The sequence below is a fragment of the Sphingosinicella xenopeptidilytica genome (assembly GCF_042676985.1).
Taxonomy (GTDB): Bacteria; Pseudomonadota; Alphaproteobacteria; order Sphingomonadales; family Sphingomonadaceae; genus Sphingosinicella; species Sphingosinicella xenopeptidilytica.
The window spans coordinates 43,969-62,087 of record NZ_JBHTIK010000002.1 but is presented as its reverse complement, the minus strand read 5'-3'; the positions used below and the strand labels follow the sequence as shown (position 1 = coordinate 62,087).

The 18,119-nt window shown below is 62.5% G+C and carries 13 protein-coding genes; 3 read left to right on the top strand and 10 right to left on the bottom strand.

What is annotated here, in order from left to right; all coding sequences use genetic code 11:
* Positions 1-23: 23 nt before the first annotated feature.
* Positions 24-2,042 carry a TonB-dependent receptor domain-containing protein gene (locus ACFQ00_RS03140; protein ID WP_381486084.1) on the top strand — a complete coding sequence of 673 codons (2,019 nt, stop codon included), beginning with the start codon at positions 24-26 and terminating at the stop codon, positions 2,040-2,042.
* 140 nt (positions 2,043-2,182) lie between these two features.
* Here ACFQ00_RS03140 and ACFQ00_RS03135 read toward each other — a convergent pair whose 3' ends face one another.
* From ACFQ00_RS03135 to ACFQ00_RS03090, 10 genes are all read right to left on the bottom strand, one after another.
* Positions 2,183-3,445: a cytosine permease gene (locus ACFQ00_RS03135; RefSeq protein WP_381486081.1), complete on the bottom strand. Its 1,263-nt coding sequence runs from the start codon at positions 3,443-3,445 to the stop codon at positions 2,183-2,185.
* A gap of 19 nt (positions 3,446-3,464) precedes the next feature.
* Complete coding sequence (locus tag ACFQ00_RS03130) at positions 3,465-5,603, bottom strand: TonB-dependent receptor (protein ID WP_381486078.1); 2,139 nt, start codon at positions 5,601-5,603, stop codon at positions 3,465-3,467.
* A gap of 171 nt (positions 5,604-5,774) precedes the next feature.
* The gene (locus ACFQ00_RS03125) at positions 5,775-6,401 is read right to left on the bottom strand and encodes an MSMEG_1061 family FMN-dependent PPOX-type flavoprotein (protein WP_381486076.1); all 627 of its coding nucleotides are present in this window, start codon (positions 6,399-6,401) and stop codon (positions 5,775-5,777) included.
* Entirely contained in the window at positions 6,398-7,486 is a 1,089-nt protein-coding gene (locus ACFQ00_RS03120; protein WP_381486073.1) for a DUF917 domain-containing protein, read from the bottom strand. Before ACFQ00_RS03120 ends, ACFQ00_RS03125 begins: the two co-directional genes overlap by 4 nt.
* The gene (locus ACFQ00_RS03115; RefSeq protein WP_381486070.1) at positions 7,483-9,069 is read right to left on the bottom strand and encodes a hydantoinase/oxoprolinase N-terminal domain-containing protein; all 1,587 of its coding nucleotides are present in this window, start codon (positions 9,067-9,069) and stop codon (positions 7,483-7,485) included. The genes ACFQ00_RS03120 and ACFQ00_RS03115 overlap by 4 nt, the downstream gene beginning before the upstream one ends.
* 99 nt (positions 9,070-9,168) lie before the next feature.
* Positions 9,169-11,823, bottom strand: coding sequence for a LuxR C-terminal-related transcriptional regulator (locus ACFQ00_RS03110; protein ID WP_381486067.1), 2,655 nt, complete (start codon positions 11,821-11,823; stop codon positions 9,169-9,171).
* A gap of 195 nt (positions 11,824-12,018) precedes the next feature.
* Positions 12,019-12,273, bottom strand: a complete 255-nt coding sequence (locus ACFQ00_RS03105; RefSeq protein WP_381486064.1) for a hypothetical protein — start codon at positions 12,271-12,273, stop codon at positions 12,019-12,021.
* Between the two features lie 44 nt (positions 12,274-12,317).
* Positions 12,318-13,217 (bottom strand): fumarylacetoacetate hydrolase family protein, encoded by a 900-nt coding sequence (locus tag ACFQ00_RS03100; RefSeq protein ID WP_381486061.1) that lies wholly within the window; start codon positions 13,215-13,217, stop codon positions 12,318-12,320.
* 62 nt (positions 13,218-13,279) lie between these two features.
* Positions 13,280-13,930: a TetR family transcriptional regulator gene (locus tag ACFQ00_RS03095; protein ID WP_381486058.1), complete on the bottom strand. Its 651-nt coding sequence runs from the start codon at positions 13,928-13,930 to the stop codon at positions 13,280-13,282.
* Between the two features lie 40 nt (positions 13,931-13,970).
* The gene (locus tag ACFQ00_RS03090) at positions 13,971-15,092 is read right to left on the bottom strand and encodes a Rieske 2Fe-2S domain-containing protein (protein WP_381486056.1); all 1,122 of its coding nucleotides are present in this window, start codon (positions 15,090-15,092) and stop codon (positions 13,971-13,973) included.
* A gap of 162 nt (positions 15,093-15,254) precedes the next feature.
* On the opposite strand from ACFQ00_RS03090, the gene ACFQ00_RS03085 reads away from it, so the two are divergent.
* Together ACFQ00_RS03085 and ACFQ00_RS03080 are read left to right on the top strand one after the other, a co-directional pair.
* Positions 15,255-15,788, top strand: coding sequence for a cupin domain-containing protein (locus tag ACFQ00_RS03085; protein ID WP_381486053.1), 534 nt, complete (start codon positions 15,255-15,257; stop codon positions 15,786-15,788).
* A 114-nt stretch (positions 15,789-15,902) separates the two neighbouring features.
* Complete coding sequence (locus tag ACFQ00_RS03080; protein ID WP_381486050.1) at positions 15,903-18,119, top strand: TonB-dependent receptor; 2,217 nt, start codon at positions 15,903-15,905, stop codon at positions 18,117-18,119.

The following is an 18,119-nucleotide window of genomic DNA, read 5'->3' as shown; positions in this document are numbered from 1 at the left end:
CAATCACAACAGGAGGAAGTACCATGATCTGCAAGACCCGGTTACTGCTCAGCGCCGTTTCGCTGTTTGCCCTCAGTCAAACCGCTTACGCTCAAACGGCGGCCGAGAATGACGGCCCGGCCCAGAACAGCGATGCCATTGTCGTTACCGCATCATCGAAGGCACAGAAGATCATCGATGCCCCGGCAAGCATTTCGGTGGTGACGGCGGAAGAACTCGCCTTGCGTCCGATCCAGGATCTCACCGACATTCTCGATCGCATGGAGGGCGTCACCATCAACCGCGCGGGTAACCAGCGCAACATCCAGCTTCGCGGTCTGCCCAGCATCTACACGCTGTTCCTGATCGACGGGAAACGCGTCAGCGCCTCCACCACCAACTTCCGTGGCAATGATTTCGATGCAGCGTGGGTGCCCGTGGAGGCCATCCAGCAGGTCGAGGTGGTGCGCGGCCCCTTGTCGTCGCTCTACGGCTCGGATGCGATCGGCGGCGTCGTCAACATCATCACCAAGCCGGTGGGCGAAGACTGGCACGGTTCGCTTTCGGCCGATTACACCTTCCAGGAAGATCGCGACGCAGGCGATCTCGACAAGGTCGGCGGCTACATCAGCGGGCCAATCGTGGCCGGAATGCTCGGTTTCAAGGCCTATGGCGGCATCAACATCCGCGAGGAAGACCGCACCGTGAACCCGGTTCCCTCGGGTGGCGGTGATCCACTGCCCGGCTTCGACCGGCAGGAAGAAAAGTACCTCGACGGCACGCTCGTCTGGACACCGGACGCGCACAACGAAGTGTCGCTGAACTACGGGTACAACAAGCTGATTCACGGCCAGACGCCAATGACGCGCCATTCCGGCTCGCTCGCCTACAAGGGCGACTGGGATTTCGGCAAGGCCCTGCTCCGCCTCTCCGCCGACCGCATCCACAACGCGGCGGGCACGGTGGATGACGAGATCAATCCCAATACCTCCAACGACGTGATCCTCGACGGCCGGTTCACCCTGCCGTGGGAAGCAGCCCGCCAATCCATCACGATCGGCGGCGAATATCGCTACCAGCGTCTGAAGGATCCGGCAAACCTCGGCGGCCTGCCGGGTTCGCCCGAATTCGGCCTCAGCACCTCGACCAGCGTTACGCAGAAAGCGCTGTTCATCGAGGACGAGATCGAGGTGACCGAAGACCTCAGCGTCACGCTCGGCAACCGCTATGACGATCACGAGAATTTCGGGGGTCATCACAGCCCGCGCGCCTACGTCGTCTGGCACCCGGTCGACGACCTGACCGTCAAGGGCGGCTGGGCCCGCGCCTTCCGCGCGCCGACGCTACTGCAGAACAGCCCCAACTGGGGTACGGTTTCATGCGGCAGCGCCACCACGGGCTGTTACATTATCGGTTCGGAAGATCTGAAACCGGAAACCAGCACCAGCTATGAAGCCTCAGTCCGCTACGACACGTCGGATTTCGCAGTCGGCATCACCCTGTTCCGCAATTCTCTGCGCAACCAGATCAGCATCGAGAACCGTACCAGGGACGTCATCGCTGCCCCGCTATTGCCGAACTTCGTCGGCTTCCTTGAAGATGGCCGCCCGATCTTCGCTTATGAGAATATCGCGCGCGTCCGCACCCAGGGTATCGAAGCGACGGCCCGGTTCAGCCCGGTTGCCGGTGTGACCGTGCAGGCCAACTATTCCTATCTTGATGCTGAAAACCGCTCGGGTCCGACACCGCTCGCGATCCCTTATACGCCTCACCATTCAGGCAACCTCTCGGTAAGCTGGCAGGCGAACGAGAAGCTCTCGCTGTTCGCGGCCAGCAACTATGTTGGGCGTCAATACCTCGATGTCTACTCGAACCCGCTCTACAATGTTGAGCGCGGCAGTTACCTGACAGTGGACTTCTCCGGCACTTACAAGATCAACGACAAGTTCCTGATCCGCGCCGGCATTCTCAATGTGTTCGACAATCGCCAGGAACGCGAAATCCTGACCGAATACAATGAAGATGGACGCCGTTTCTTCATCGCTGGAACGGCCAAATTCTAAAAGGAAAGTCTGCGGGCTGAGATAAAAAGGATGTGGCGGCGCCAGATCGACGCCGCCACATTCCGCCCTTGATGGAGAACGGCTTCAGCCCCTTTTCCTGTTCATCAGCACGTTTGATAGCATCGTGCGCTGATTTGGTCTTAGCTCAAACGCCGATGTACATACCGCTTAAGCGAAAAAGGCCTTCTCTTGATCGCGAAATAAATCAGTGCCGACACGCACAGGGAATCCAGTGCGCTCACGCCGCTGAGTTCGAAACCGAGCGGAGCCTGCACCGCCGCTACCAAGACACCCGCTAACCAGCACAGGAATGCAGCTGGCCGCCAGGTCGGGAGAACGTTCTCTATCCGCGATGGGGAAAGGTAAGCATGGACAATGTAAACGCCGCCGATGGGCGGTATCGCTACGCTCAATACATGCAGGAAGGGAACAAGATAGGAAGCGAGGCCCGCTAGGCCCGCAACAGTTCCAACGACCCCAGCGAAAACGGTCAACCAGGACCGTGACACTCTGGGCATCAACGTTTGGAAGACGAGTGAGGTCGCATAGAGGTTGTACGTATTGTTGAGCCACGCTGCTGCGATCACGATCAAGATCGCAAACATGCCGAGACCAAGGCCGAGCATGATCTTCACGAGATCAGCCTCGCCCGTCAGCAGTGCCGGTATCGCCGCCGCGATCAGCACCAGCGGCAAACCAACGCCGAAGCCGACGGCCGCGCTGGCCGCCGCATGAGTGCCGTTTCGCGCGAAGCGGCAGATGTCGGGCGTCAGCAAGGCCCCCACGATCACACCGCCCGCCAGCATCGATCCGCCCTGACCGACCGTGAGCGCCGCGCCGCCGGAGGGGCCGCGCATCTCGGGCCAGCCGTAGGCAATGATCGCCGCAACGACCGTCCAGACCAGAAGCCCCACCTTGAAGGGCGTGAGTATCTGCGAAAAAATGTCCAGCGCCCGAAAGCCGATCGCGGTGGTTGCGATCATGAGAACCGCGCCGGCGAGGAGTATGCCCATATGCGGGACGTCCGTCCCGGTTTTCGCGAGCGCCGCCACCGCCGCGTCTCCGAACATCATCAGGATGACGCCGAACCAGCCCAGCATGACGAAACCGAGGACGCTGTTGACGACCTTGCCGCCCGTCGTGCCGAACGCTTGGAGCACCAGCTCGTAGCTCGAAAGGCCGGACCGCGCACCAGCGACCGATGCGAAGGCCGCCACGACGGCAAGGAGTCCGCCGCCCAGGAAGCAGGCGGCGATCGTGTCGGCGAGCGGCATCTGCCCGGCGAACTGCGCGCCCATCACGAAAGCGGGCAGCGTCACCAGACTGGACATGAGGATCATCAGGATCCGAAAGCCATGTACCCGTTGATCGGCCGATATCCCGCTTGCTTCCCCTGTCGGCATTAATTTGCTCCCGCCCTCCTCAGAACATGTACGAGAGCTCAACGCCATATCGCCGTTTCAGGTTCGGACGACGGACATTGGCACCAAGGCCGATGGGAGGAAAGTCCTGAATGACCTCCACGGGCTGGCGCGTATTGGTGACGTTGCGGCCGAAAGCGACGATTGACCAGCTTTCCGTCTTGAGGCCGAGGCGGAGATTGAGATAGTCCTTCTCTCCGGTTCTCAGCGTGTTGGCGACGTCCCAGTACATCGGCCCGCGACGTTCATAGTCGGCGCGGGCCAGCAGCTCGATATCCCCGGCGACCGGCGCGCTGTATTCGATACCCGCGTTCAGCGTGTAGCTGTTCACCCTTGGCAGGCGGTTTCCCTTGAACGCGCCCGTCTCGTCCGCTGCCTGGATTTCGGCAATGCTGATGCCGTAGGCCGCGCTCACTGTAAGGCCCGAGGCAACACGGCCGGTGAATTCAAGCTCGGCACCGTCCACTTTCGCGCTGTCGAAATTGGTCAGGATCTGCCCTTGAATCGTCGGAAAGAAGAATTGCGGGTTCGAGAAATCCGAATGATAGACCGCGCCGGCAATCGAGACGCGTCCATCGGCAAGGCTGGCCTTGAAGCCGGCTTCATAGCTGTCCAGCACCTCCGATTCATAGCGGCGCGGATAGAGCGTGCCCATGACGACAGCATCGGAGTCGTTGAAACCGCCACTCCTGAAGCCGCGCGCTACCGTGGCGTATGTGGTGAACTGGTCGGACCAGTGATAGGCTATCGACGCCTTCGGCTGGAGCTTCTTGAACGTATCGGAAATCGGCGTGGGCCCGCCATCCTCCACCGGGATCGCCGAGCGGTACGAGCGCTTATCGCTGTCGTAGCGCAGGCCCAGTGTCAGCACCAGATTGTCGGTGAGATTCGCGTCGGCCTGCCCGAACAGCGCAAACAATTTGCTTCGGCTGGTGCCATCCTGTTCCAGAAACACCGTGTTGATCACGCGGTCTTCAGCGATCCCGTAAAGAAGCTCGGCCCGCCGCTTGCGTTCCTGATAGAAGCCGCCGATCTGATAGGTGAGCCAGTTGCCGATCTCTCCGGCGTAGCGCAGTTCCTGGTTCCACGCCCGCGTCGTAACCTTCCAGTCCTGCAGGAGGTCATAAAATTCCGGCGGGACCTCCGGGAACTCCAGGTGCGGTTCGACGGTCGGAAGCCAGTCCCCTTCCCCGACGACGGCATCGACGGTTTTTCCAAAACTTGTGACCGAAGTCAGCGTGCCGCCCCACGGCGCCTCCCATGCGACCTTTACCGAACCGAAGCCCAGTTCACGATCATCCACGCCCACGCTATTGTAATCGAGGCGGATCGTATCGAAGTCGTTGATCTGCGACGGCACCGCCATCTGGGTGAGTTCATTGTAGATCGCACCCGCATGCGTATCGACATAGGTGCCGCGCACGTCGATGGTCAGCGTTTCGGTCGGCCGGAATTCAAGCTGACCGCGAAGGGCGAGTTCCCGATAGAAATCGACCGTGCTGTCGTCGTAAGCGTTCCTGAGCGTGCCATCCTCGTCGCGGTAGCCGCCGGCAACGCGGAAGAAGATGCGGTCTTCCACGATGGGACCGGACAGCACGGCATTGACGGCCTTGTAGTCACCGTTGCCGTACGCAAGCTTCAGCTTGCCTTCCAGATCGTTCGTCGGCGCCTTGGTGGTGATGTTGATCGCGCCCGCGATCGCGTTCGCACCGTAGAGGGAGCCTTGAGGCCCACGCAGAACCTCGACCTGTTTGAGATCGTAGAAATCCTGGTTGATGAAATCGAGCGCGGGCATGACGACGCCGTCGACCATCACGGCGATCGGCGCTTCATTTTCCTGCGTGGTGGAAATGCCGCGTGCCGTCAGCGTGATGAAGCCCGGCTTGATGCCCTGCATGGCGACCACGTTCGGAACCGACTGGACGATATCCTCCATGCGAAAAACCCCGGTGTTCACCAGCGTTTCCTCGCCGATGACGCTGATCGAATCCGGCACATCGATCAGAAGGTCCGCCTGCCGCCGTGCGGTGACGGTGATTTCTCCCTCTGTCGCGCCGCTCTCCGCCTGCTGGGCGAGAGCCGGAACGGAAAGGCTGGCAGCAGCCACCGAGATCAACAGGAACCCACGAACAGACATCATCTTACCCCCCGTCTCCAGATACACTCCCACGTTCAGCGCAACTCCCCTGCTACGCCGTTCGGCCTTCAACTGTGCCTGTGGCGCTATCATATCGCAGGCCGCGCTCACGCAAATCGGCCGTTAGAGTAAATCCGACCACCCAGGCGGGTAGTCGGGCACCCTTTGCGGCGCTCAATACAAATCTTCCTCGATTCCGCGCCGGTACGCCGCATCGAGTTCGTCCTCGTCGGCATCCGCCAGCTTCGCCTGATCCGCCATCATGCGGCCGATCTTCGGAATGGCATCACGCCCGGGCCAACTATCCGGCTCCCAGATGCGCGAGCGCTTTATCGCCTTGCCGCAGTGAAAATAGGCCTCGTCGACCTGGACCCGGATCGCCAGCTTCGGCGGCCGGTTGAACTCGACGAGCGCGTTCAGCAGAGCGGGATCACGCGTCAGCGTCGCCGTGCCGTTCACGCGCAGGAAAAGGTCATGGCCCGGCAAGAGGAAGACGACGCCGCAGCGAGGGTCTTCAAGCAGGTTGTGCATAGTTTCGAGCTTGTTGTTGCCCGGCCAGTCCGGAATGGCGAAGCTCTTGCGGTCGATGACGTGCACGAAGCCGTGCTCGCCGCCACGCGGGGAGATGTCCGCGCCCGTGCCGCCGACCGATGCCAGAAAGCAGACCGGCGCTTCGCGGATCATGGCGAGGGCATGATCATCCAGAAAGTCGAACTTCGTCTTCAGGATGATCTCCGACGGAGAGGCGTAGAGCGCTTCGAGATCGGCCACGGATGCAATGCGATGCGGGTCGTCCATCATGCCATCTCCTCGATCGGCTGAAACGGATCGGTGAAGCCAAAAGCCTGCGGCCCCACGACGCGGAGCGCGGCTTCGCTGCGCAGGATCGGCGGCGCGCTGATCCCGATGACCCGCACGCGCTGGCCGTATTTCAGCGTTTCGGCCGTGATCGGCGTCGCGGTTTCGCTGTCGAGGATGGCGATGAGGTCGGGGACGATCGCGACCGGCTTTCCATCTTGCCGCGCGACGAGATACTCGTTGCGAAACTGAATACTGATGCGTGCCTGCGCGGTATTTTCGATCTCGACCGTGCCCACCGTGAAGCCCTGCGCGATCTCTCGCCGAAGGTCCACGATGCGGCCATCGAACAACGATCGACAATGCTTGTAGTAGTCGGTCGTGGGCAGATAGGTCAGCAGCGCCTCGAAAGGATCGCACATCTGCTCGCGCGCGACGCGCAGCAACCGGCCGATTTTCCATGCAAGACCGACCGTGCCGCGCACTGCCGAGCGCTTCGCTTCCGCGCCGCTCATCGGATAGCAGCAGATCTGCGCGGCCGCGCCCATCGCAACGACGATCTGGCGCCCGAGCCGTTCCGCCGATTCCACATCCACCGTCCGCACCGCCACGCAGTTGCCGAGTTCGTCGCTGATCGCGAGCGGCGATATGCTCTGGCCGAAGATGTTGAACGTCACCATCGGCAGTTCGGGAAACGCCCGGCCCATACCGTCGCCATCGACCAGCGGCAGCCCGCGCCGCGCGGCGAGCACAATCGGCAGCATCGCGTTCAGCCCACCGATTTCAGGGGCGATGATCGCATGCGCGCACTTGCCGATGGCGGTTTCGACGGCTTCAAGCGCGATTTCGGCTTCAGCGCCGTTGGGTAGTTTTTCGACCATGACGGAGGGTGCGCCCATCATGGCGGTGGGCACGATCAACGCTTCGTCCGGCACCGCCTCCACATGGATGAGCTCTACCGGCCCGAAGGCGCGGATCGCTTCCTCGACCATCAACCGGCCGATATAGGGATCCCCGCCGCCGCCCGCGCCCAGCAGCGCCGCACCCGTCGCGATGTCCGCGACATCCGCGATATCGATCCGCTTCATACAGCCTCCGCCACCCGGTCGTCGCGCCGGCTCACCACCTTCACGCGGACACGCACGGTGCGCCCCGGCAGGTAGGACAGCAGCACCTCCTCGATCTCGAGAACGTCAAGATCGCCCCCGGCGCCCGCATCGCGCGCCCTTTTGCACGCTTCCGACCTGACGGCAGCGATGGCCGCCTCTCGCCCTTCGTCATCGTAGGAGCAGACTTTTTCATATTCGCCGCCGATCTGCGCGATGGCCGCGCCGATGGCGTTGGCGACCGCCGCGTTCGCGGGCATCAGGATTTCCGAAGCGCCCTTGATGCCGCCCCGGAATATCACGCCGCCGCCGCCCACGAGGATCACGGGTACAGGGTCCGGCGAGGTCTTGACGCGTTCGACGGCATCTTCGATGCGCAGCCTGAACTCCTCCAGGCCGGCCGCGACGAAGCCCCTGTCGAGATGTGCCACGCGGCCGGCGTCACCGACATCGAGTCGCCCATCCGCAACAGCCAGATCGGTAAGCGTCATATCCTCGCCCCCAAAGACGAGGGCGCGTGTCGACAGTTCGTAGCCGACGGAATCGGGGCCGATCGACACCGTGCCGCCAATCGAACATCCCGCATGTGTGTCGGAGGCCCTTCGCACGCGGCTCCCCCCTCCCACGCCAATGGCCAGAACATCGGGCATTCGGAAGTTGGTCTTCACACCGCCGATATCGACCGAAACCGCTGATTCGCGAGGGAATCCGGCCTTGATCGCACCGACATCCGAAGTGGTCCCCCCGATATCCACCACAATCGCGTCCTCCCGCCCGGTCAGGAACGAGGCGCCGCGCATGCTGTTCGTCGGCCCGGAAGCGACCGTGAACACCGGAAGCCGTTCGACCTGCCCGATATCGAGCGGCGTTCCGTCGTTCTGGCTCACATAGAAAGGCGCTGCGATCCCAAGCTCCCGAAGCGCTTCGCGGAAGGCCTGCGTTACGGAGACCGACAAGGCCCGCAGGGCCGCATTCAGGATCGTCGCGTTTTCACGTTCGAGAAAGCCGATGCGTCCGATTTCCGAGGAAAGGCTGACACTGGCGCCCGGGATGATTTGCTCCACCAGCGCGGCGCAGCGGCGCTCCATATCGTCTCGAAGCGGCGAGAAGATACAGGAGATCGCCACAGAGCGGATACCGTCAGCGGCGAAGCCCGCGATGGCCGCGTGCGCCGCATCGTCATCGAATGCGGCGATGGGACGCCCATCGACGTTGTAGCCGCCGCGCAGCCCGGCCACGCCTCCCCGGATGATGCCGCGAAGCGCGTTCGGCCAGCCGACGAACGGCGGCAGACAGCACCCGGCCGGCTCGGCGATACGAAGCACGCCGACCCGCTCGAGCGATAGTCCCTGCACGAGCGCGTTCGTGAAATGCGTCGTGCCGATCATGACGCCGGTGATCCGGCCCCCGGCGATGCCGCTCTCATTCAATATGGCTCTCACGGCAGCGACGACACCGGCGACGACGTCGCGGCTCGTCGGAGCCTTGGTCGCAGCGAGCACCTGCCGACCGCTCATCAACACGGCATCGGTATTCGTTCCGCCGACGTCTATTCCTACGCGCATACCATCCCCGGTGCTGATTTTCCGGCACCTTAGAGGGAATGAGGGAGGTCGTACGCAGGCGCGAAGTGTAAGAACGGAAGGCTTGGCGGGTAGTCGCGTCTAGCCTTCGATACCCGAGATCAGCCCCTGTTGACGTGCGACGACGACCGCCATGGCGCGATCGCTGACCCCGAGTTTCGCGAACAGCTTCTTGACGTGATATTTGATCGCGTCCTCGCCGAGACCCAGCCTGCGCGCGATATGCTTGTTGGAAAGGCCTTCACCGAGACCGGCCAGAACCTCGGCTTCCCGGCCGACCAGCAGGTTTGCGTTACCGTGCACAGCCACGGCTTCTTCGTCCCGGCGTGATGTGGACCGCACAATCTTCGCCATCAAGGCAACCTCTGACGATGTCAGATTGACGGCCCGGAACCAGCGCATCGCCTTCTGGACAAGACTTCCCACCTGTTCCCCGGCTTCCACAAACGGCCGATAGAGTTGTTCGTCCGCCGCAAGGTGAATTGCCCGGTGAAGTGCTCCAGCGGATTCGTCTTCAAGACCCATCCTGTCCAGCGCCAGCGCCTTCAGCATCAGGAGTTTGATCACCGAGCGTCTCCGCCCCAAGCGGGCACACGCATCGATCTGTTCATCAACGAGCGCCGCAACGGCTTCTGGCGTACCGCCCTCGAGCGCTACAAACGCGCGCGTGGCGGCGCTGATTTCACGCTCGAGCAGCGTCATCTCGACGGGGGAGTCTCCGAAAGACGTCGAGTGCGTTCCAAAGGCCTCCAGCGTCACGTCTTCCGGAAGGGCCATTTCCACGCGCAACTCACCAACGATGCGCGCAAGCCTGGCGAGTTTCCGTTCCTGGGCTGTCCGGGCAGCCCGCTCCAGCACGCTGCGCCCCGAAGTAAAATCTCCCCGGACACGGAATATCTGCAGGAGTACGGCATAGGCATGTTGATAGATTTCGAGCCAACATTCGCCCTGCTCGATCGCATCGAGCGCGGCGGAGATGCGTTCGGCGGCGGCGTCTTCGTCGCCCTTTTCGTAAAGCCATGCGCCATAAAGGACGTCGATCATGGCGACGGCTGAGCGGTCGCTCGACAAACTTGCGCCGGCCAGTTTGCGGGCCTCCGACAACACCGAACCGGCCTGAGCCAACTGAGCGGCCGCCAGATAGGCAAGCCCCAGATGGAGGCGCGCGAAGATGCGGCCGTTGATCGATTCGAAATCCTCGTAGAGCCGGACCGCGCGTTCACCAGCCTCGATTGCGGCATGGATATTGCCTTCGCGGATCATCGACACGCAGAGCATTTCCGCGCACGGGGCCTCCATCCAGCGGTCGTCGCCCGTAACGGACGACAAGGCTTCGACGTCGTCGCGAAGCATTCCGGCATCACCCTGCTCGACAAGGCTGAGCTGTACGGCGGCGAGATCGCGCGCAAAGACGATTGGGTCGCCGAGCGCGTCGCGCGGCACGGCCCGCAGCGCGGCCATTTCCAGTCTTGCATCGTCATAGCGTCCGGATTTCAGCCAGATGAGCGCCCGGGCGGCGCGAAGGCGTGGACGGGCGTCAATCTGTTCGCATGTCAAATTGTCGAGCAGCGCCTTCAACATCGGCGCGCCGTGCCGAACCGCGATCCATATGCCGTCGGCCTTTTCGATCATGTCGCAGGCCGCTTCCGCGTCTCCGGCCCGGCACATGTGAGACACCGCGCCCACCAGCCGCCCCTGCCCCGCATACCATTTGGCGGCGCTTCGATGCAGCGATCGTACGGCCTGTTCCCCGCGCAGCTGTAGTCGTGCGGCTAGGTGATCCCGGAAAAGCGTATGATAGCGAAACCAGCCTACGCTGGCTTCAACCGGCGTGATGACGGCCGAGGATCGTCCCAGCTCGGGTAGCAATGCCCAGCTGTCGTTCCGCCCGGTCAGTTCCTGCGCCAGATCCCCGTTGACCTCATCGACGATCGAAGTCGAAACGAGGAAATCGGCGATGTCCGCGGGAATTTCGTCGATGATCTGTTCGGTCAGATAGTCCGAAACGTCGCCCGCCGCACCGGAGAATTCAAGGATGCGGCTATCGGCATCCGGCCGTCCTTCGATCCACATGCGGGCGAGCTGAACGGCCACGGGCCAGCCTTCGGTACGCTCGTGGAGTGCCGCCACGGCATCTTTCGAGACAAGCGAGCCGACAAGGCTCTCGATCTCGCCGACCGTAAGCCGGAGCTCATCCTGATCGACCTCCATCACGGCGCCTGCTGCCTTCAACGCCGTCAACGGGATCAAGCCTCGCTGCCGTGTCGCAACCAGGAAGCGCACGTTCTTGGGCGCCGCCGTGAAAAGTCTCGCAAACATCTGGTGAACTTCGCGGCCTACCAGATGGAAGTCATCCAGGATGAAAACGATGGGCCCGAGCGGGCCCATATCCTGAACAAGGCCCGCAAGTGCGTCTGAAACAGTACCTCGAAGCTCAGTGCCGGCAGACCTTCCCTGGCCCTCGACGGCATTCGACAGGGCATAACGGAGATGTAGCAATACGGAGATGGGATGAAGGTCGTACTTGTCCAGACAGAGCCATATGACCGTCTGCCCCTTCGCGAGCAGCCTTTCACGCACCTGCGCCAGAAGCGTCGTCTTCCCATAACCGCCGCCAGCGTTGAGGACGCTCAGACGAACCGGCTCCCCATCGAAGACTGCTAACAGCTTGGACCGCCCAATAAGATCGGACCTAAGATGTGGGGGTAACAGCTTATGGGGAAACAGCCCTTCCATGCAGAATTGCTGGCATAGCAATCGTCCGCTTTCAACACTCAACAAACGCTAATTCGCACGTGTCGACGCTTCACGTCCTGTCCGCCATAGTCCGAACTAACTTTCTGCGAACCGCATTGGATTGTTGTGGACGTCAATGGACACAGCCGCAAAGGACTGGAGAGCCCTTCCGAGAGGCCCAGAAAATCCATAAACTTACATTGATGTAAATATTGGACACCACGACCGATAGTAGATGCCGCGCTCTGCGAGCCCGGCGGCGAAGCGCCCCGATCGATCGAGAAGCTGGCCATAGGTCAGCGTCGTGGTGTTGTCGCCGATCAGCGAAACGCCGTCTTGTCCGCCGCGTGACGTTTCCAGCAGGAGCTGCGTGAGGCTGAGCGCGGGCTTCTCGTAAACAGCGATGATCTGTTCGAGGCGGCTCCCGATCTCCACTGGATAATGGAACACGGGCATTGCGCCTCGAGTTGAGAGACAAGGGAGGTCGAAACCGGCTACGCGGCGGCGAAACGCACGGTGTTTCGCAGCGTGCCGATCCCCTCGACTTCGAGTTCGACGACATCCCCGTCCGCCAGCCGCTTGTCGATCTCCAAGCCGCAGCCGTTAAGCACGGTGCCCGATCCGATGATTTCGCCCGGAACTAGGGAGCGATCCTGGCTGAGCTTCGCGATCGCGTCCTCGAAGCTCCAGTGCATCGTGCCGGTCGTGCCCTGCGACCAGACCTCGCCGTTAACACGGGCGGTCATCGCCAGCGCATAAGGGTCCGGGATGGAATCGGCGGTGACAATGCACGGCCCGAAGCTGTTGGCGAAATCCTTCCCTGCACCCGGCCCCAGGCCGCAGGCCATGAACGGCATCTGCAGGTCGCGCGCCGACCAGTCGTTCAGGATCGTGTAGCCGAAGATGTGCTCGGCCGCGTTTTCCCGCGCGATGTTCGCGCCGCCCTTCCCGATCACCACCGCCCATTCCAGCTCGTAATCGGCTTCCTGCGAATCCCGCGGCCAGAGGACCGTATCGCCGGACCCGAAGACATGCACATTGTCCGCGTTGTAGTAGATAATCTGCTTCTTGAACTGCGGATCGAATTCCCGCCCGATCATCCCGTAAGCCTTTTCGAGATGTTCGAGGAACAGGCACGCGTCGCGAAACCGCACCGGCCGGGGGATGGGCGAATGCAGGCGCACGCGCTCCGGCGCCAGGCAATCCCCGGCATGATCCTGCAGGATGGTCCGCGCTGTCGCCAGCGCCGGCGCACCACCTTCGATCAGGCCCTGCATGGTGCCGGGGATCTCCATCCCCTGCCCGCGCGCCGCCGACACGAGATCGACGATTCCGGACGCAGTGATCCCACCGATGCGCGGCCCCGAGCCGGCATCGTAAGTGACGAGCTTCATGATTCTCTTCTCCTGTCAGCCGCCCCGCGTTGCCGGAGTGCGGCAAGGGTCGGCGCTCATTTCTATCCGGACGCGAGACCGTTCAGCAGCAGCGGCACCACGATCCGAAGTGTGTCATCGACATTCTCGGGGTCGGCGCGGCCTTCGCTCAGCCGGGTGATGCGCCCCCCGTCGGCCATGATGAAGATCATCACGCCGATGATCATCTGGTACGCCCAGTGCACTTCGGCGTCGCTTCGCTGGGGCCAGATGAGCTTCAGCTGACCGATGATCTCGCGGGCGATCGGGTCGAACATCTCCTGCAGGATACCCCGTTCCGTCGAACGCGGATCTCCGGTTTCGCGGGCAAGCAGAAGGCTGAAATGGTTGATGCCTTCCCGCGACCGCAAGTTCAGCATGGGAACGAGGATCGCCTTCACGATCATTTCCAGCCGGCGGCGCGGGTCGTCCTCCATGGCCGCCATCGCCAGACCGACGCGCCGTTCTTCCACCACGACGGGCGCCCGCGCCTGGAAGATCGCGCGGTAGAGCCCTTCCTTGCTGCCGAAGTAGTAGTTGATCAGCCCGACGGGCACATCGGCCTTCTCGGCGATCTGCCGAACCGAAGTCCCGTCGATCCCCGAATTGGCGAACAACTCTTCAGCCGCGTGCAGGATGCGCGACTGCGCGCCCTCCTCGTCATGCTCCGCACGGCGCCGGCCAGTTGTCTTCATGCTGCTCACAATCCCGATTGCGGCCGAACGAACCGGCGGTTCAGACATTTGCCTCGACCCGTTCCTTCTCGGCGGTGGCTGGTCCCTCATCCGTAGGCGATCGCTCCTGACGTATCAACTTGGCCAGCGTCCGCCGCGCGTACACCGCGGCCTTGTCGGTCTCCAGGATCAGCGGCTGCATCCTGAAGAAGTCGCGGTCGCCCATCACGCCCTGAACGTCCTGAATCATGGGTGCGTCCTCATCCACGAAAGCGCGGCGCACGATCTCGCCCATCGCCGCCGTGATCTTGTCGTCGCCCAGCTTTTCGCTGCGCGAGATCGCGTAGAAGTAATGACAGGTGGATTCGGTCTCGGGGGCGAGCAGGTGCGCGCTGGGCATGTGCACGCCTTCGTTCTTGGGCTGCCCCAGGTCCGTCATCGTCAGATCCAGGATAAGACTGGAGGCCGGATGCAGCGCCATCGGCACGTGCACATCGCCGACATCCTTGCCCGCGAACAGCGCGAAAAGCGGTGTCGGCGGGCTGTTTCGGAAGATGTAGTCCGAATTGATCACGCGGCCGTCGGTGTGGAAGTTGTATTCCATCTTCGTTTCGCCGATCCAGTCGTCGGCGCTCACACCCACCGTGTTGACGTGGATATAGGCTGAGTGGGTCAGGTCCAGCAGGTTGTCGATCACCAGCTGATAGTTGGCATTGATCCGCAGATAACCGGTCGTGCCCGACCAGCGCGCGCGGTCCTCGACGAAGTCGAACGCAACGATCTGGCTTTCATCGAGACTTTCAGGGTCGCCCATCCACACCCAGAGGGCGCCGCTTTTCTCGACCACCGGATAAGCCCGGATGTGCGCGCCGGGCGCGATGGCGCCGCTGCCGTGAGGATTGCGGATGCATCGCCCCTCCGCACCGAATTCCAGCCCGTGATACCCACAGCGGATGGCGTCCCCGACAACCGCTCCCCGCCAAAGCGGCGCGAAGCGGTGCGGACAGATGCCGGTGAGGCAGACCACCGCGCCGTCCTGCTTGCGATACAGGACGAGTTCCTGATCGAGCAGCTTGATCCCGATCGGATCGGTTTTCAGGTCGCCCGACCAGCCCGCGCAATACCAGCTGTTGTAAAGGAAACTCAACGGCTCCTCCCCTTCATTCCATGGCGCTTCCGGCACGTGCGCGTTTCACGTCTGCACGGCCGTATCTGTTCAGGCGCCTATCGGAACGGGCTTACCACACGAAAAACAGTCGATCAACATGATTGATCACTTGTTCAAATTAATGATTGACTCGTTCAATTTGCCTTTCTATCCCTAGGCCACCAAGGGGAGAAGAACATGGTCTGGAAAGTACGGCGCGTCGTTACGGGGCATGACGATCAGGGGCGCTCCACATTTCTGTTCGACGACCAGAACGGGCGCATGAAGGAAATGGACTCGATGCCGGGTCTCGCCCTCACCGACATCTGGGAAACGACGTCCACGCCCGCGTCGAATGCCGGCGCGGATGACGCCGCGGGCAGGCCGGTGCGGCTGGAGCCTTTGCCCGGCGGCTCGATCTTCCGCATCGTGGAATTCCCGCCGGACACGGTCTGGATGGGCAAGGTCGATCCCGCCATCGCCTTCGAATCCATCGGCGCGGGCGACGTGCACGACAGCGCGTCGGACGATCCGCTGCGCCACAAGACCAACACCATCGACTACATCATCATCCTGCAGGGTGAGATCGATGCCGTGCTCGACTCCGGCTCGGTACGCCTTCGTCAGGGCGATGCGCTGGTGCAGCGCGGCACCGTGCACAGCTGGAGCGTCAAGGGTGACGAGCCCTGCATTCTCGCGGTCGTCCTCATCAACGCCGTGCCCGCGCCGTAGCGCGTCGCGCACGCTGCCGCACAAATGCGCCCCAAACGGCTGAAGCCGGGGGCCAAGAACAACGAAAAGACTGGCGGCGCCATGAAGCCCGCCAGACCATTGGGGAGATGGATCATGAGCAAGCGTGTCTATTGGACTGCGTTATTGTCATCCGGCGTCATCGCCATGTCCGCCGGCATCGCACAGGCGCAAAGCCAGGCAGAGGCGAGCCGGGACTCGACCACGGACAGTCTCGGCGCCATCGTCATCACGGCGCAGCGCCGCGAGGAAAGCGTGCAGGATGCAGCGCTGTCGATCACGGCGCTCGGCGGCGACACGCTGCTCAACCGGCAGATCACCTCGGTCGAGGCCCTTTCCAAAGCGATCCCGAACGTCGATTTCGGAACCTTTGGCGGATCGGCGCGCATCGCCGTTCGCGGCATCGGCTTCGACACGATCAATCCGGGCGCCGAGGGGCGCATCGCCTACCACCTCGACGGCGTTTACATCGGCCGTCCGGCTGCGCAGATCGGCACGTTCTTCGATGTGGAGCGCGTGGAGGTGCTGCGCGGTCCGCAGGGCACGCTCTATGGCCGCAACGCGACGGGCGGCTCGATCAACGTCATCAGCCGCAAGCCGAAGGATCATCTCGAAGGCTATGCGCGCGTTGGCTACGGCAACTACGATCGCATGACGTTCGAAGGCGCATTGGGCGGCCCGCTCGCCGAAGGCGTGCGTGCGCGCGTCGCTGTCCAGGCCGAAGATCGTGATGGCTATGGCACGAACCTGCACACCGGCCACGATATCGACGATTCCCGGCGCTGGGGCGTACGCGGCACGCTGTCGTTCGATCTCGGCCCAACGGCGACGCTTGACCTGACGGCAGACTATTACCGCGAGAACGACCGCAACTACGGCAACCACTTCCTCGGCGCGGGCAATGATTTCATCCCACCCGTCGGCCTTGCCCTTGGCGGAACCGTTCCGGACAAGGCCCGGGACATCGACGATGTCTACGAACCGCGCAACCGCCGCGAATTCTGGGGCGTCGCCGCGAATTTCGAAGCCGAACTCGGCGACCTGACGCTGCGCGCGATCAGCGCCTACCGCGACAGCGACATGTACCTGCGCACGGAGTTGGACGTCACCAGCCTCCCGCTCACCTTGTTCGATTTCACGGAGCGTGCGAAACAGTTCAGTCAGGAAGTGCAGCTCTCCGGCGACTACAGCTGGGGCAGCTTCGTCGCCGGTGTCTATTATTTCGACGAGAAGATCTTCGGCGGATCGGAAATCCCGTTCAGCGGCCTCGTGTTCGGCATGTCCGAGCCCCTGCTCGAGGCTTACGAAGCCTTTGGCGATACGCACACCAAGGCCGCCGCCGCATTCGGTCAGGTCGATATTCACGTAACCGACACGCTCACCGCGGTGGTTGGCCTACGCTACAGCTGGGAAAAGAAATCGGTCGACGACTATGGTCAATTCGATCTGTCGCGGCTCTACGCGCCCGACAATCCCCCGCTACCCATCGTCAGCCGTCAGGCTTCCACCAGCGACAATTCCATCACCCCGAAGCTGGGTCTGGAATGGCGGCCGGTCGACGACGTGATGGTCTATGCGACCGTTTCGAAGGGCTTCAAGAGCGGCGGCTTCAATCTCGGCGACAATCTGCCGCCCTTCGAACCTGAAACCATCTGGGCCTACGAGGCGGGCCTGAAATCGACGTTCGCCGACGGCCGGGTCCGCTTCAACGCGGCGGGCTTCTACTACGACTATTCCAATCTTCAGGTCTCGAAGGTGATCGGCACCTCCGTCACCATCGTGAACGCCGCCGGGTCCGAGATCTACGGCATCGAGGCCGACCTCAACGTCATGCCCGTCGATGGCCTGCAGTTCGATATCTCCGGCGCGCTTCTGCACAGCGAATACAAAGACTTCTCGACGCCAGATCCCGCGCGTCCCGAGCTGATCACGCCCGAGAATCCCACCGGCACCGTCGTTCTCGATGGCAACCATCTCACGCAGGCGCCGAAGCGGTCATTCAGCGCGGGCGTGCAGTACGAGATGGAAATCGGCGATGTGACGCTCACGCCGCGCGGCGAGCTGACCTATCAGTCCCGCGTCTTCTTCACGCCGTTCAATCTCGATCGTGTGTCGCGCGCGCCCAACACCAAGCTCAACGCGTTCCTCACCATCGAGAAGGGACCTTGGACCGCCAGCCTCTACGGGCGCAATCTCACCAACCGCCGCACCATCGGCAATGCGCTGGTCGCTTCCGCCCTCGCCGGCTTCCCGGTCATCGGCACCTACGATCCGCCGCGGACCTATGGTGTCGAACTCGGCGTCCGGTTCTGA